At 62.1% G+C, this 13,513-nt stretch carries 12 protein-coding genes; 4 read left to right on the forward strand and 8 right to left on the reverse strand.

What is annotated here, in order from left to right:
* Nucleotides 1-5: 5 nt before the first annotated feature.
* Both HNR59_RS13430 and HNR59_RS13435 read right to left on the reverse strand, forming a co-directional pair.
* Nucleotides 6-1,925 carry a potassium transporter Kup gene (locus HNR59_RS13430; protein ID WP_183830998.1) on the reverse strand — a complete coding sequence of 640 codons (1,920 nt, stop codon included), beginning with the start codon at nucleotides 1,923-1,925 and terminating at the stop codon, nucleotides 6-8.
* Nucleotides 1,926-2,020: 95 nt separating this feature from the next.
* A complete protein-coding gene (locus HNR59_RS13435) occupies nucleotides 2,021-2,764 on the reverse strand; it encodes a pyridoxine 5'-phosphate synthase (protein ID WP_183831000.1) in 744 nt (247 codons plus the stop codon).
* 104 nt (nucleotides 2,765-2,868) lie between these two features.
* Here HNR59_RS13435 and HNR59_RS13440 point away from each other — a divergent pair, with 104 nt between their 5' ends.
* Nucleotides 2,869-3,267 carry a SpoIIAA family protein gene (locus tag HNR59_RS13440; protein ID WP_183831003.1) on the forward strand — a complete coding sequence of 133 codons (399 nt, stop codon included), beginning with the start codon at nucleotides 2,869-2,871 and terminating at the stop codon, nucleotides 3,265-3,267.
* A 130-nt stretch (nucleotides 3,268-3,397) separates the two neighbouring features.
* Here the strand turns inward: HNR59_RS13440 and HNR59_RS13445 are convergent, their stop codons facing one another.
* The 4 genes from HNR59_RS13445 to HNR59_RS13460 form a co-directional block, all read right to left on the reverse strand.
* A complete protein-coding gene (locus tag HNR59_RS13445; protein ID WP_183831005.1) occupies nucleotides 3,398-4,525 on the reverse strand; it encodes an ATP-dependent DNA helicase in 1,128 nt (375 codons plus the stop codon).
* A 63-nt stretch (nucleotides 4,526-4,588) separates the two neighbouring features.
* Nucleotides 4,589-5,185: a LysE family translocator gene (locus tag HNR59_RS13450; protein ID WP_183831007.1), complete on the reverse strand. Its 597-nt coding sequence runs from the start codon at nucleotides 5,183-5,185 to the stop codon at nucleotides 4,589-4,591.
* Nucleotides 5,186-5,443: 258 nt separating this feature from the next.
* Nucleotides 5,444-6,016, reverse strand: a complete 573-nt coding sequence (ilvN, locus tag HNR59_RS13455) for an acetolactate synthase small subunit (protein WP_183831015.1) — start codon at nucleotides 6,014-6,016, stop codon at nucleotides 5,444-5,446.
* A 71-nt stretch (nucleotides 6,017-6,087) separates the two neighbouring features.
* A complete protein-coding gene (locus HNR59_RS13460) occupies nucleotides 6,088-7,869 on the reverse strand; it encodes an acetolactate synthase 3 large subunit (protein ID WP_183831017.1) in 1,782 nt (593 codons plus the stop codon).
* Nucleotides 7,870-8,214: 345 nt separating this feature from the next.
* Between HNR59_RS13460 and HNR59_RS13465 the strand changes: the two genes are divergently transcribed.
* Nucleotides 8,215-10,068 (forward strand): ATP-binding protein, encoded by a 1,854-nt coding sequence (locus HNR59_RS13465; RefSeq protein WP_183831019.1) that lies wholly within the window; start codon nucleotides 8,215-8,217, stop codon nucleotides 10,066-10,068.
* 40 nt (nucleotides 10,069-10,108) lie between these two features.
* Here HNR59_RS13465 and HNR59_RS13470 read toward each other — a convergent pair whose 3' ends face one another.
* Both HNR59_RS13470 and miaA read right to left on the reverse strand, forming a co-directional pair.
* Nucleotides 10,109-10,810, reverse strand: coding sequence for a GGDEF domain-containing protein (locus HNR59_RS13470; RefSeq protein WP_425488650.1), 702 nt, complete (start codon nucleotides 10,808-10,810; stop codon nucleotides 10,109-10,111).
* Nucleotides 10,811-11,021: 211 nt separating this feature from the next.
* On the reverse strand, nucleotides 11,022-11,969 hold the full coding sequence (gene miaA, locus HNR59_RS13475; RefSeq protein WP_246374575.1) for a tRNA (adenosine(37)-N6)-dimethylallyltransferase MiaA: 948 nt from the start codon (nucleotides 11,967-11,969) through the stop codon (nucleotides 11,022-11,024).
* On the opposite strand from miaA, the gene serB reads away from it, so the two are divergent.
* Nucleotides 11,959-12,846: a phosphoserine phosphatase SerB gene (gene serB / locus HNR59_RS13480; RefSeq protein WP_246374576.1), complete on the forward strand. Its 888-nt coding sequence runs from the start codon at nucleotides 11,959-11,961 to the stop codon at nucleotides 12,844-12,846. The genes miaA and serB overlap by 11 nt on opposite strands.
* Nucleotides 12,843-13,412 (forward strand): GNAT family N-acetyltransferase, encoded by a 570-nt coding sequence (locus HNR59_RS13485; protein WP_183831025.1) that lies wholly within the window; start codon nucleotides 12,843-12,845, stop codon nucleotides 13,410-13,412. The genes serB and HNR59_RS13485 overlap by 4 nt, the downstream gene beginning before the upstream one ends.
* The last annotated feature ends 101 nt before the right edge of the window (nucleotides 13,413-13,513 follow it).

Raw genomic sequence — 13,513 nt, forward strand, 5'->3', positions numbered from 1 at the left:
TCGGGCTAGATCGCCACCTGCGTGCCGATCTCCACGACGCGCCCGGTCGGAATCTGGAAATATTCCGTCGCATCCGCCGCCGTTCGCGCAAGGCTGATGAACAGGCGGTCCTGCCACATCGGCATGCCGGAACTGGCCGACGCCTTCAGCGAGCGTCTGGAGAGGAAGAACGAAGTGGTCATGATGTCAAACTTCCAGCCCTGCTTGCGGCAGGTGGCCAGCGCGCGCGGAATGTTCGGCTGTTCCATGTAGCCGAATGTCAGCGTGATGCGCATGAAGAGGTCGTTGATCGTTTCCAGCTTCACGCGCTCGCTGTCCGGCACCTTCGGCTGCGGCGCCGTCACCACCGACAGGATGATGTTCCGCTCATGCAGCACCTTGTAGTGCTTGAGGCTGTGCATCAGCGCGGTCGGGGCGCTGAACGGGTCGCTGGTCAGGAAGATCGCCGTTCCGGGCACCAGCTGGGGCTGTTTCTTCTCCAGATTGCCGGCGAGGAATTCCAGCGGAATCTCGTTCTTGCGCGTTTTCTCAAATAGCAGACGCGATCCGCGCACCCATGTCACCATCACCACGATGACCATGAAGGCCACCACCAGCGAAGCCCAGCCGCCATCCCTCACCTTCATGGCGTTGGTGACGAGGAATCCGAGCTCGATCAGGCCAAAGAGAGCGGTGAGGCTAAGCGCTGCCCACAAAGGCCATTTCCAGATGCGGATCATGATGATGCCGAACAGCGTGGTCGTGACCAGCATGACGCCGGTGACCGCGATGCCATAGGCCGAAGCAAGGCCTTCGGACTCGCGGAAGCCGAGCACCAGCAGCAGCACCACGACGGCCATCAGGAAATTGACCCGCGGCATGTAGATCTGGCCCGACTGGGTTTCGGAGGTGTGGCGGATCTCCATGCGCGGCAGCATATTGAGCTGAACAGCCTGCCGCGTCAGCGAATAGGCGCCGGTGATCACGGCCTGACTGGCGATGACGGTCGCGGCCGTCGCCAGCGCCACCATCACATAGAGCAGCCACCCGTCGTTCATCTGGAAGAAAGGATGGCCGACGGCGCCGTCATGCGACAGGACGAAAGCGCCCTGCCCCAGATAGTTCAGCAGCAGGCACGGAAACACCACCCAAAACCAGGCGAGCACGATCGGCCGGCGGCCGAAATGGCCAAGGTCCGCATAGACGGATTCGGCACCCGTGACGGCCAGGAATACGCCCCCGATGATGGCCATCGAAACCGCGGTTTCCTGCCCGATGAAGCGCAGCATGTAGAGCGGATTGAACGCCAGCAGGATTTCAGGATCGTGGATGATATGCCGGAGCCCGGCAAAGCCGATCGCCAGAAACCAGATCAGGGTGATGGGCCCGAAAATGGTTGCGACACCGCCGCTGCCGAAACGCTGGACGGAAAACAATATCAGCAGGATCACGACGGTAAGCGGCACGATGTAGGGGGCAAAGCCCTCGCCGATGATGGTCAGCCCTTCCGTGGCCGACAACACCGAGATCGCGGGTGTTATCACCGCGTCGCCGTAGAAAAGTGCTGCTCCCAGCATGCCGATGCCGAGGATCAGGGCCGGCCTTTTGGGAAAGGCCGAGCGGCTGAGCGCCATCAGGGAAAGCGTTCCGCCCTCGCCCTTGTTGTCGGCGCGCAGCACGAACATCATGTACTTGACCGCCACCACGATGGTGAGCACCCAGATGATGAGGGACAGCACACCAAGAATATCGTGGCGCACGGCGCCCTCCGATCCGGATGCGGCGCCGAGCGCAACGCGAAAGGCATAGATCGGGCTGGTGCCGATGTCGCCATAGACGACGCCGAGCGCGGCGAGCATCATGAGCGGCGTGCTTTGGGGCTTGTGTTCGGGTTGGTCTGCCGGTGCGGCGGACCCGACCTCGCTACCGGGATCGGCAACGGCCATGGAAAGAACTCCGTTAAGCGCGCGGTGCTCTACTCTCGGCGCGGCGCAATATCAAGTCCCCGTCGTCCGCTCGCCATCCTGGCTGCCGCACAGGGTCACGGCCAGCCGCAGGCTTTCAGGAACCGCCTGACCGTGGCGGCCATTCCAAATTCCAGCGCATCGGCGGTCAGCCCATGCCCGATGGAAACTTCCGCAAGCCGGGGAATGCGTTTCACCAGAGCCGGCAGATTGGCGACAACGAGATCGTGGCCGGCATTCACGTCGAGCCCCAGCGCAAAGGCTGCATCGGCGGCTTTTCCAAGCTTTTCCAGCTCGGCGGCCATCCGGTCCGGGTCGGAATGATAGCTCGCATAGGGGCCGGTGTAGAATTCCACGCGGTCGGCACCGGTATCGCGCGCCGCCGAAAGGCCTTCCGTCTCTGGATTCGCAAACAGGGATACCCTTGCCCCTTCCCTCTTCAGCCGCCGTACGATCGGTGTGAGGAACGCGGAGTGCTCGATGAAGTTCCAGCCATGGTCCGAGGTGGCCTGTGCCGGGTCATCAGGCACGAGCGTCACCTGCTCCGGCTGATTCTTTTCGACGAGCTGCAGGAAATCCTCGTTCGGATAGCCTTCTATGTTAAACTCTGCCTGCGGGAACTCGTCATCGATCAGGGCGCGTAGCTCCGGAAGATCGGAGTTGCGGGTATGTCTCTGGTCGGGACGCGGATGTACGGTCAGTCCGTGGGCACCGGCGGCCAGCGCGATCCGTCCGAGCCCGGTCACGCTCGGCCATGGCAGATCGCGCCTGTTGCGCAGCATGGCGACCGCGTTGAGATTGACCGACAGCTTGACCGGCATTGCGACCTCCCGAGCAGATGTGCCGGCATCTATAGCCGCTTTGCAGGGAACAGACAGCGGATTTGTGTGTTCCAGAAGACAAACGCGTTCCGGAGGGAGAATGGATGAATTATCTTGAAGCCGTGCCTGCCATCCGCCGCATCGACAGCAACAGGAATGATCTGTTTGCGATCGACATCGTCGGAGAGGTGAATTCGGCCGATGCGGAGAACCTTTACGGCCTGCTTGAGGCTGCCTGCGCGCTGCATCCGCGCATCGACATGCTGGTGCGTCTGACCGACTTCGACACCGCCGACTGGTCGGAAACCTCTCCGCAGACGATCGAGCAGGGCCGGCAGATGGCGCTGGCCAATGTCAGGCGCTGCGCCAGCGTCGGCGGGCCGGACTGGACCAGACGCATCCGCGCAGAACTGCAGCCCGAGCAGGAGCTCAGGTATTTTCCGGCCGAACGCGAGGCGGAAGCATGGGAGTGGCTGGGCGCGAAACCAAGGAAGAGCACCTGAAACGCGCTGCGCCCGCACGTAATGCAACGCCCGCACGAAATCGGGCGACGTAATTCATGCCCGGTTTTCAGACGTGCCGCTTCCCCGAAAATGGCCCGCTTTCAAAGCGGTTCGCTTCGGAGCCATGCGCTTACCTCACGATCGTGAGCCTATCGGCTGCACGCGTGATGGCCGTGTAGAGCCAGCGCTCCCGCGTGTCCTTGAACGCCCAGCTTTCGTCGAACAGCACCACGTCGTTCCATTGCGAGCCCTGCGCCTTGTGAACGGTGAGCGCGTAGCCGTAGTCGAAATCGTCGAAGCGCCGCTTCTGCTGCCACGGAATCTCGGCCTCGGCATCCTCGAATGCGGCCTTGAGCAGCTTGATTTTGGCCACGCCACGGTCCGGGTCATCCTCTTCCGGTGAAACCAGAAGGTTGATGCCCGGCTTCACCGTTTCGCGCGAAGCGGTCATCACCTTCCACAGAGAGCCGTTGAGCAGCCCCTTGGCCGGATCGTTGCGCAGGCACACAAGCTTGTCGCCGGCCTGCGGATAGTCGGCGGTGAAGCCCTTCAGTTCGCGCAGCCTGCGGTTGTAGCGGCGGCGGGTGCGATTGGTGCCGACCAGAACCTGATCGGCGTCGAGGACCAGATCCTGCGTCACCTCGTCCTTGCCGATCACCCGCGCCCCACCATAGTCGCCATAGGCGAGATCCCGCCCCTCGCGCACATCGAGCGCCATGCGAATGATGGGATTGTCGCGCGCCTGCCGGTGGATTTCGGTCAGCAGGAAATCGGGTTCCTGCTCGGTGAAGAAGCCGCCGCCGGAAATCGGCGGCAACTGGCCTGGATCGCCCAGAACGAGGATCGGTGTGCCAAAACTCAGAAGGTCGCGGCCAAGCTGCTCGTCCACCATCGAGCATTCGTCGATGACCACCAGCGCCGCCTTGGCGATTGGGCTCTGGCGGTTGAGCGAGAAGGTCGGCGACATGGAGGTCTTGCCGGTCGTCTCGTCCTCGACCGCTTCCTCGCCACGCGGACGATAGATCAGCGAATGGATGGTGCGGGCATTCGTTGCCCCCTTGGAGCGCAGAACCTGCGCAGCCTTGCCGGTGAAGGCGGCGAACTGCACCTGCCCGTCGACATGCTCTGCGAAATAGCGCGCCAGCGTCGTCTTGCCCGTTCCGGCATAGCCGAAGAGGCGGAAAAGCTGCGGCCGGCCAGCCTTGAGCCATGTGGCGACTGCCCTGAGCGCCTCGTCCTGCTGCGGTGAAAATTGCATGAGATGGTCAGACCCGATTCGCTCGGGCGGAGCAAGCTCGATGCGCTGCCGATGCCCGGCCGGTTACCGCAGCATCGGCCAGAGCGTGGCGGCGAGCAGCACGCCCATGCCGATGTTGAACCATTTCAGGCGCACCGGATCGGACAGAAAGCCGCGTAGTGCCATGCCGAAGCCGGCCCAGCTCGAAACGCAGGGCAGGTTGATGATGCCAAACACCACCGCGATGAGGATGACGGACAGAAACGGGTTTTCCGGATTTGAGAATACCGCCATTGCGGTAACCGCCATGACCCATGCCTTCGGGTTGACCCACTGAAAGGCGGCGGCCTGCAAAAAGGTCATCGGCTGCGCGGAACCGTCTCCGCCACTCTCGACAGAGCGCGACATCGCTATCTTCCACGCCAGATAGAGCAGATAGGCCCCCCCGACGATCTTGAGCCCGGTATGCAATGCCGGGAAAGTCGTCAGCACCGCACCCAGCCCAAACCCGACAGCGAGCAGCAGCACGACGAAGCCGATGCCGATGCCGAGCATATGCGGAATAGACCGCACGAAGCCGAAATTCACACCCGACGACAACAGCATGAAATTGTTGGGGCCAGGCGTGATGGAGGTCACGAAGGCATAGGCAGCCAGTGCAAAAAGAACTTCGGAGTTCATGTGGAACCTGCAATGTCAGCAATGCTGACCTATAGTGAAAAACAGTCTGTTTCGGGCGCACCAATGGCGTCCGAATCCTTGTGCCAGCAGCATCCATGGGCAGACAGGAAAACCCGGCCAGCCCCCGCCGCCTATCGGACAGAAAGGCATATCCAGCTTCATGAGCAGCCGATGCACAAGCGGAATGCATGAGCGTTTTACATGACCACGAGAGCTGCCCGCACCGCGCGGTAGGTGTTTTCCCCCGGCGAGGAAAAACTACATGCCCTGATGGCCGCGGTTCATGGCGGCGACGCCGGTACGGCAGATTTCCACCAGACCCAGCGGACGCATGATCGCGATGAACTGGTCGATCTTGGTGCTCTTGCCGGTAATCTGGAAGATGAAGTGCTCGGTGTTGGCATCGACGACATGGGCGCGGAACGCATCGGCAAGCCGCAGCGCCTCGACCCTGTCGGTGCCGGTGCCGGAAACCTTCACCAGCGCAAGCTCGCGCTCCAGCGGCCGCTCCTGCCCGAGTTCCTGCGCCCGCACGGTCAGGTCCACCACGCGGTGCACCGGCACGATGCGCTCAAGCTGATGCTTGATCTGCTGGAGCACATGCGGCGTGCCGCGCGTCACGATGGTGATGCGCGACAGGTGCGTTTCATGCTCGGTTTCCGAAACCGTCAGGCTCTCGATGTTGTAGCCGCGCCCCGAGAACAGGCCGATGACGCGCGCCAGCACGCCCGGCTCGTTGGCCACGAGTATCGAGAGCGTATGCGTTTCCGGCTTTTCGGTCTCCCGCGAGATGAAATAGGCCGAACCGGTGGGCTGAAGCTGTGCGTTCATGGTTGAATCCCGATATTCAAAATCTGCAACAATTCACTGTTTTCGCGCAGTTTTCACCCACGCGGAGCTGGTCAGACCAGCTCCCTGCCCCTGGCGTCGATCGCATTCGCCACCGCCTCATCCGTCGCTTCGTCCGGCAGCAGCATTTCGTTATGCGCCTTGCCCGAGGGGATCATCGGGAAGCAATTGGCGAGGGTGGCGACGCGGCAATCGAAGATCACCGGCTTCTTCACCGAAATCATTTCGCGGATCGCATCGTCCAGCTCGTCCGGCTTGTCGCAGCGAATGCCATGGGCACCATAAGCTTCGGCCAGCTTGACGAAATCGGGCATCGCCTCGGTGTAGGAGTGCGAGAGGCGATTGCCGTGCAGAAGCTGCTGCCACTGGCGCACCATGCCCATATACTGGTTGTTCAGGATGAAAATCTTGATCGGCGCATCATGCTGGATGGCGGCCGACATTTCCTGAATGCACATCTGGATCGAGGCATCGCCGGCGATGTCGATGACAAGCGCGTCGGGATGGGCGACCTGAACGCCCAGCGCCGCCGGCAGGCCGTAGCCCATGGTGCCGAGGCCGCCGCTCGTCATCCAGTGGTTGGGCTTGTCGAAATGGAAGTGCTGCGCCGCCCACATCTGGTGCTGGCCGACTTCGGTGGTGATGTAGGTGTCGCGGTCCTTCGTCAGCTCATACAGCCGCGAGATCGCATATTGCGGCATGATCACGTCGGGATTGGCCTTGTAGGCCAGCGAATCGCGCGCGCGCCATCTGGCGATCTGCTCCCACCACGGATGCAGGGCTTTCTTGTCGGTTTTGGCCGACGCGCGCCACAGGCGCACCATGTCCTCCAGAACCGTGGCGACGTCTCCGATGATGCCGATGTCGACATGGACGTTCTTGTTGATGGAAGACGGATCGATGTCGATGTGGATCTTCTTGCAATGCGGTGCGAAGGCATCCAGCCGGCCGGTGATGCGGTCGTCGAAGCGCGCGCCGATGCACACCATGACGTCGCAGTCATGCATGGCCATGTTGGCCTCATAGGTGCCGTGCATGCCCAGCATGCCGAGCCAGCTCTTGCCCGAGGCCGGATAGGAACCGAGGCCCATCAGCGTCGAGGTGATCGGGAAGCCTGTGAGGTCGACCAGCTCCCGCAGCAGGTGGCTGGCCTCGGGGCCGGAATTCACGACGCCGCCGCCGGTGTAGAGCACGGGCTTCTTCGCCCCGGCCATAAGCTCGACGGCTGCCTTGATCTGGTTGAGATCGCCCTGCATGCGTGGCTTGTAGCTGGTCAGCGGCGCGGTTTGCGGGGACACATAGGTGCCTTTGGCGAACTGGATGTCCTTCGGAATGTCGACGACAACCGGACCGGGCCGGCCAGTCGTGGCAACGTGGAAGGCTTCATGCAGAATGGCCGCCAGCTGGTTGACGTCCTTCACCAGCCAGTTGTGCTTGGTGCAGGGCCGCGTGATGCCGACCGTATCGCATTCCTGAAAGGCATCCGAGCCGATCAGGCTGGTGGGAACCTGGCCGGTAATGCACACCAGCGGGATGGAATCCATCAGCGCATCCTGCAACGGCGTCACCGCATTGGTGGCGCCGGGGCCGGAGGTAACGAGCATGACGCCGGGCTTTCCGGTCGAACGGGCATACCCCTCGGCCGCGTGGCCTGCACCCTGCTCATGACGAACGAGAATGTGCTCGACATCGTCCTGCTGGAACAGCTCGTCGTAAATCGGAAGGACGGCACCACCCGGATAACCGAAGAGGTGCCTGACGCCGTTGTCCTTCAGCGCCTGAACCACCATTTCGGCGCCAGTCATTTCGCGCCGCTCGTTCTGTCCGTTGCTCATCGGTATGGTCCCGTCCTGTTTCCGCTGTCGCGGGCCGCTGTATCGTCGTTTAGTGCCGTTCTGGATAATAAAAAAGGCCCCCGAGGGAGCCTGTGTGTTGCGCATGGGAGGATTTCGCCCGGTGGTTACACCACCTTGCCCACGCGCCTTCCTACTACGAGAATGAGTGCCTTTTCCATGGGCCGGGACAATAGAGGCGATTTTCATAGCGTGTCAACGCCCAATCTCCGCACAAAATGCATTTGCCGGATCAGTTCTATTAAGACTGTCGCAACCATGCCCCCTCACGGCACCTTAACCCGGCCATGACAGAAGTGCGGGAAATGGAGCACGGGGGTCTCTGTCATGTTTGTTGAGCGCGGCAATCGGCCGGGTGAAGCCACCTCGCAGGAGCGGCGCGATGCGCAGCAATCCGATCTGCGCATATTGGGGCATGTGGTGCGCTGCGATGGCGCCCGCGCTGTCCTCAGTTCCTATGCCGGCGATGACGATACAGACGATCCCGCCGAGCGCTGGACCGTGGGGCGCATGATATCGATCAATCTGGGTTCAACCCGCACCGTCGGCCTCGTCTATGGCGTCGGCAAGCCCGGACACGACTGGCGACGCGGCGAGCTCAACGCAATCGAAGTCGAAGTGGAACTTGTCGGCGAGGTGCAGGATGGTGCACAGCCCGGCGCCGGCCCCGTATTCGACCGCGGCATCACCCGTTATCCGCATGTCGGCGCGCATGCCCATCGCATCCGCGCCCGTGATCTGGAAGCCGTCTACGATCTTGCCGGCAGACGCGCCGTCACCATCGGCCATCTGTCGCAGGATGACGACATCAGTGCCAACATCGCCATTGAGGACACGCTATCGCGTCACTTCGCTGTTGTGGGCAGCACGGGTGTCGGCAAGTCGACGGCCGTGTCCCTGCTGATGCGCAAGGCAATCGCCGCCTGCCCGGATCTCAGAATCCTTATCCTCGATCCCCACAGCGAGTTCGCTGCTTCCCTGCCCGAGCACAGCGTACGCATCGACAGTTCGACGCTCGACCTGCCCTTCTGGATGTTTCATCTGGAAGAACTCGCTGAAGTGCTGTTTCGCGGGCGCGAAGCCGTAGCTGAAGAAGTTGATCTTTTGCGGGATCTCGTTCCCGTCGCGCGCCAGATGTATCGCAATGGCGGATCATCGGCCGTCACGCGCCGTGGTTCGGATACTCTGACCGCCGACACGCCGGTGCCCTATCGCATCGCAGATCTGCTGAAACTGATCGATGAGCGGATCGGTCTGCTGGATGGCAAGGCGGAAAGGCCGGCGCTGAAATCGCTGAGGGCCCGCATCGAACAGGCTTTCGCCGATCCGCGTTATCGCTTCATGTTCAATTCGCACCTGATCGAGGACACGATCCACCAGACCATCGGCAACATCTTCCGCGTGCCGCATGGCGGACGCCCGGTAACCTGCTTCGAGATGGCCGGCCTGCCTTCGGAGGTGGTGAATGCCGTATGCTCGGTGCTGGCGCGTCTCGCCTTCGAACTGGCCCAGTGGAGCGAGGGACGGCTGAAGCTTCTGGTCATGTGCGAGGAAGCCCACCGCTACATGCCGGCCGACTCGCGTCAGGGCTTTGCGCCGACGCGCGAGGCGCTTGCCCGCATCGCCAAGGAAGGCCGCAAATATGGCTGCTTCCTCGGCATCGTCACCCAGAGACCGGGCGAACTGGACCCGACCATCCTGTCGCAATGCTCGACCGTCTTCGCCATGCGTCTGTCAAACGAACAGGACAAGGCGATCATCCGCTCCGCAATTGCCGACTCATCGGCCTCCACGCTTTCGTTCCTGTCCTCCATGGGGCAGCGCGAGGCCATCGCTTTCGGGGAGGGTGTGGCGACCACCATGCGGCTGAAGTTCGAAAAGCAGGACAGAAGCCTGCTTCCCGGCCAGCAAAAAGGCGACGATCCCACCGCCTGTCTCAATGGATGCGAGGTCGATCTGGCATCGATCGTCAATCGCCTGCGAAACGGCATGGCATCGCATCCGGCGTCGCAGGCTGAGCAGTCAATAGCTATGGCCGCGCCGGTCGACAAGACGAGCCAGCCGGGCGATCCCGACTATCGCAGAGCATCTTCCCTGTTGCGCAGATCAGTGACGGAGGAAGCGGAACAGCGCTATGGACTGAAACCCTCGACCTTCGGCATGAAGCCTCACGGAGCCTGAAACGAGTGGAATCCGGGCCTTTCCCGGACCCGCTTCCGTTTCAGGCGCACACCCGGTTGCGGCCCTGCCGCTTGGCTTCATAGAGCTGGCGGTCGGCGCGCCGGTAGAATTCCTCGGCTGTCTCCTTGCCTTCCCAGACGGCAAGCCCAACGCTGGTTGTCACCCGCAAGCCACCGCGCCCTGTGGGGATCGAAAGTGCTGAGACCGCATCGCGGATGCGCTCCGCCAGTTTTTCCAGCCCGACAAGGTTCATGTTGGGCGTGACGATGCCGAATTCCTCACCACCCAAACGGGCAACGATGTCGTGATAGCGGGTCATGTCACGCAGGCATTTGCCGACGGCGCGCAAAACGCGATCACCGATATCGTGCCCATAGCTGTCGTTCACCTGCTTGAAGTGGTCGAGGTCAAGGATCATCAGCCCCAGCGGCTTGTCGATGCGGCGGAACTCCTCGATATATTCCCTGAGTGCATCATCGAAGTAGCGACGGTTCTGCACCCCTGTCAGGCCATCGGTCAGCGCCTCGATCTCCAGCGTCTCGGAGCGGGCACTGAGCGACGCCGTCATCTGGCGCAATTTCTTCTCCTCCCTCACCTGCTTTCGGATGAGCGGATAAATGAAGAAAACACCGAAGAACAGCGCCGTCGCCATAAGAACGCTGGTGAAAAACAGAAGGTTCTTCAGGTAAGAAACGTCGGCAAAGCCCTCAGGGGCCTTTATCTCATGTACAAGAGAATCCACGACTCCGTGAGCGAACATCATCAGCATTCCAGCGCCCAGAATGACTGTGATGAAGACAAAGAACGCTGACTCTGCCTTGTGAAAACGCATCGCTGCCCACTTGAATTCCACCCGTAATCATTATCTCACGAACAAGCTTAACAAAATCTGATTTCAGCAACCAGAGCGCGAATATCTCCGTTCGGCACCGTCGACAATTGTAAGGTTGTCGTTAAATCACATCCTCATCAATACTTTGCCGAAGGGCGAGCCTTTTCCACTCCGGACCGGACTGGGTACGGAACCATGTCGACTGTCTCTTGGCATACTGGCGCGTGGCGGCCTTTGCCCGCTCAGCCGCCTCGCCAAAGCTGACTTCGCCGGCCAGCGCCGCCTGCAATTCCCTGACGCCGATCGCCTTCATGGCGGGCAAGGCAGGGTCGAGGCCAAGCGCCGACAAGGCGCGCACCTCATCGAGGGCACCCCGTTCCAGCATCGCATCGAAGCGTGCGCCTATGCGTACCGCAAGTTGTTCCCGGTCGGGTTCGATGACGAAGCATTTCGCACTCGCCCGCTCGATCAGAGCGGTCCCGCGCCGCCCCTGCCAGGCGAGGATGGAGAGGCCGGAGGACTCCAGCACTTCAAGCGCGCGCACGATGCGTTGGCCGTCGGCGGGGTTGAGGCGCGCCGCCGCGTCCGGGTCCTTCCGCGCAAGCCTGCCGTGCAGTGCCGGAGCCCCCTCCTCGAGCAACGCCGCGCGCCAGCGCTCGCGAATGTCCGGCGCTATATCGGGCATCTGGGAAAGGCCTTCGCTCAGCGCACGGAAATAGAGCCCGGTGCCACCGACGAAGATCGGCCGCCTGCCCGCCAGCGCCCCATCCTCCACCAGTTGCACGACATCGCGCAGCCATGCGCCGGTCGAATATGAAGTGGCCGGGGAGACGTGACCGTAGAGATGATGCGGCACGCGGCTGAGATCGTCCGCGTCCGGCCGCGCCGTCAAAAGGTCGAGCAGGCCATACACCTGCATGGAATCGGTGTTGACGATCGCGCCGCCCAGCTTTTCGGCAAGATCGAGGGCCAGCTTCGACTTGCCGCTGGCGGTCGGCCCGGCTATCAGGATTGCGTTCCTGATGCGCCCTTCCTCCCCCATTTCACCGGACACTCCGATGCCGCTCATCGCAACTCTCATTTCCAATCCATCCAGCCGTTCACTGTCGGCCACGCTGGCAGATAAGGCGTCGGCGGCAGTCCACGCAAGTGAGGTTCACTGGCTTGCGGAGCGCGAGGCCTGCGACATCGTGCTTCCCGACGGTCTGGACGAGGACGCCGCAACGCAACTGTTGCGCGATGCCGTTGCGGATGCACCTGTGGATGTTGCCGTTCAGGATCCCGCCAGCCGCCGCAAGAAGATCCTCATCGCGGACATGGATTCCACCATGATCGATCAGGAGTGCATCGATGAACTCGCCGACGAGGTGGGCCTGAAGGAGCATGTCGCGGCCATCACCGCCCGCGCCATGAACAATGAGATCGCCTTCGAGCCCGCCCTGCGCGAGCGCGTGGCGCTGTTGCGCGATCTCGACATCACCATCGTCGACCACATCGTCCGCAACCGCCTCACCCTTGCCGCCGGCGGGCAGGCGCTCGTCGCCACCATGCGCGCCAACGGCGCCTGGACCGCGCTGGTTTCCGGGGGTTTTGACGTTTTCACCTCGCGCATCGCCGCCATGCTGGGCTTCCACGAAGACCGCGCCAACCGTCTGGTCGAGCAGAATGGCAGGCTCAGCGGCGAAGTGGTCGAGCCCATTCTGGGCCGTGCGGCAAAGGCTGATGCGCTCAATGAAATCTCCGCGCGGCTGAACCTCACGCCCGCCGATGCGATCGCTGTCGGCGATGGCGCCAACGATCTCGACATGATCAGGCTTTCCGGCACCGGTGTTGCCCTGCACGCCAAGCCTTCAGTTGCCGCGCAGGCGAAGGTGCGGATCGACCATGGCGACCTGACTGCACTGCTCTATCTGCAAGGCTACAGGCGCGAGGAGTTCAGCCAGTGAAAACATTGCGGACCGAACGACTGATCCTGCGCAACTGGGAAGAACGCGACCGCGAGCTTTTCCACCGCATCAATTCCGACGAAACCGTCATGGAGTTTTTCCCGTTCCGCCGCGACCGGGCAACTTCCGACGCCAAGATGGATGAGTTCCGCGAAACCTTTGCCCGGCAGGATTTCGGCTGGGCAGCGACTGAGATCGCGACGACCGGCGAATGCATCGGCTTCGTTGGCCTCAGCTACACCGAAGACACGCCGTTCATGCCCGCAGGCAGCGTCGAGATCGGCTGGCGGCTGGCTCCCGAATTCTGGGGCCACGGCTATGTCTCGGAAGCCGCCCGCGCCTGGCTCGACTACGGTTTCGAGGTTCTGGGCCTGAAGGAGATCGTGTCCTTCGCCGTAACCGCCAACCGGCGCTCGACTGCCGTGATGGAACGCATCGGCATGACGGCCGAACCCGCCCATGATTTCGACCACCCCGGCGTACCCGACAGCCACCCGCACCTGAAGCGCCATAGCTTCTACCGCATCACCGCAGAAGAATGGACAAAGAAAAAGGCGGCCTCCTGACCGCCTTTTTCTATGTGTTGCCATGATCTGCACGCTCCGGCAGTCACCCCAACCTGCAGGGTTCGCAACGGCGACTGCTCACCGGCGAGTCGGGCCGCCCT

The sequence above is a fragment of the Aquamicrobium lusatiense genome (genome assembly GCF_014201615.1).
GTDB lineage: Bacteria > Pseudomonadota > Alphaproteobacteria > Rhizobiales > Rhizobiaceae > Mesorhizobium > Mesorhizobium lusatiense.

Bases quoted from the DNA above. Each gene is read 5' to 3' on its own strand.
- HNR59_RS13465 (WP_183831019.1), top strand. From the start codon at position 8,215: ATGTTTGTTGAGCGCGGCAATCGGCCGGGTGAAGCCACCTCGCAGGAG.
- serB (WP_246374576.1), top strand. From the start codon at position 11,959: ATGCCGCTCATCGCAACTCTCATTTCCAATCCATCCAGCCGTTCACTG.
- HNR59_RS13430 (WP_183830998.1), bottom strand. From the start codon at position 1,925: ATGGCCGTTGCCGATCCCGGTAGCGAGGTCGGGTCCGCCGCACCGGCA.
- HNR59_RS13435 (WP_183831000.1), bottom strand. From the start codon at position 2,764: ATGCCGGTCAAGCTGTCGGTCAATCTCAACGCGGTCGCCATGCTGCGC.
- miaA (WP_246374575.1), bottom strand. From the start codon at position 11,969: ATGAGCGGCATCGGAGTGTCCGGTGAAATGGGGGAGGAAGGGCGCATC.
- HNR59_RS13445 (WP_183831005.1), bottom strand. From the start codon at position 4,525: ATGCAATTTTCACCGCAGCAGGACGAGGCGCTCAGGGCAGTCGCCACA.
- HNR59_RS13440 (WP_183831003.1), top strand. From the start codon at position 2,869: ATGAATTATCTTGAAGCCGTGCCTGCCATCCGCCGCATCGACAGCAAC.
- ilvN (WP_183831015.1), bottom strand. From the start codon at position 6,016: ATGAACGCACAGCTTCAGCCCACCGGTTCGGCCTATTTCATCTCGCGG.
- HNR59_RS13460 (WP_183831017.1), bottom strand. From the start codon at position 7,869: ATGAGCAACGGACAGAACGAGCGGCGCGAAATGACTGGCGCCGAAATG.
- HNR59_RS13450 (WP_183831007.1), bottom strand. From the start codon at position 5,185: ATGAACTCCGAAGTTCTTTTTGCACTGGCTGCCTATGCCTTCGTGACC.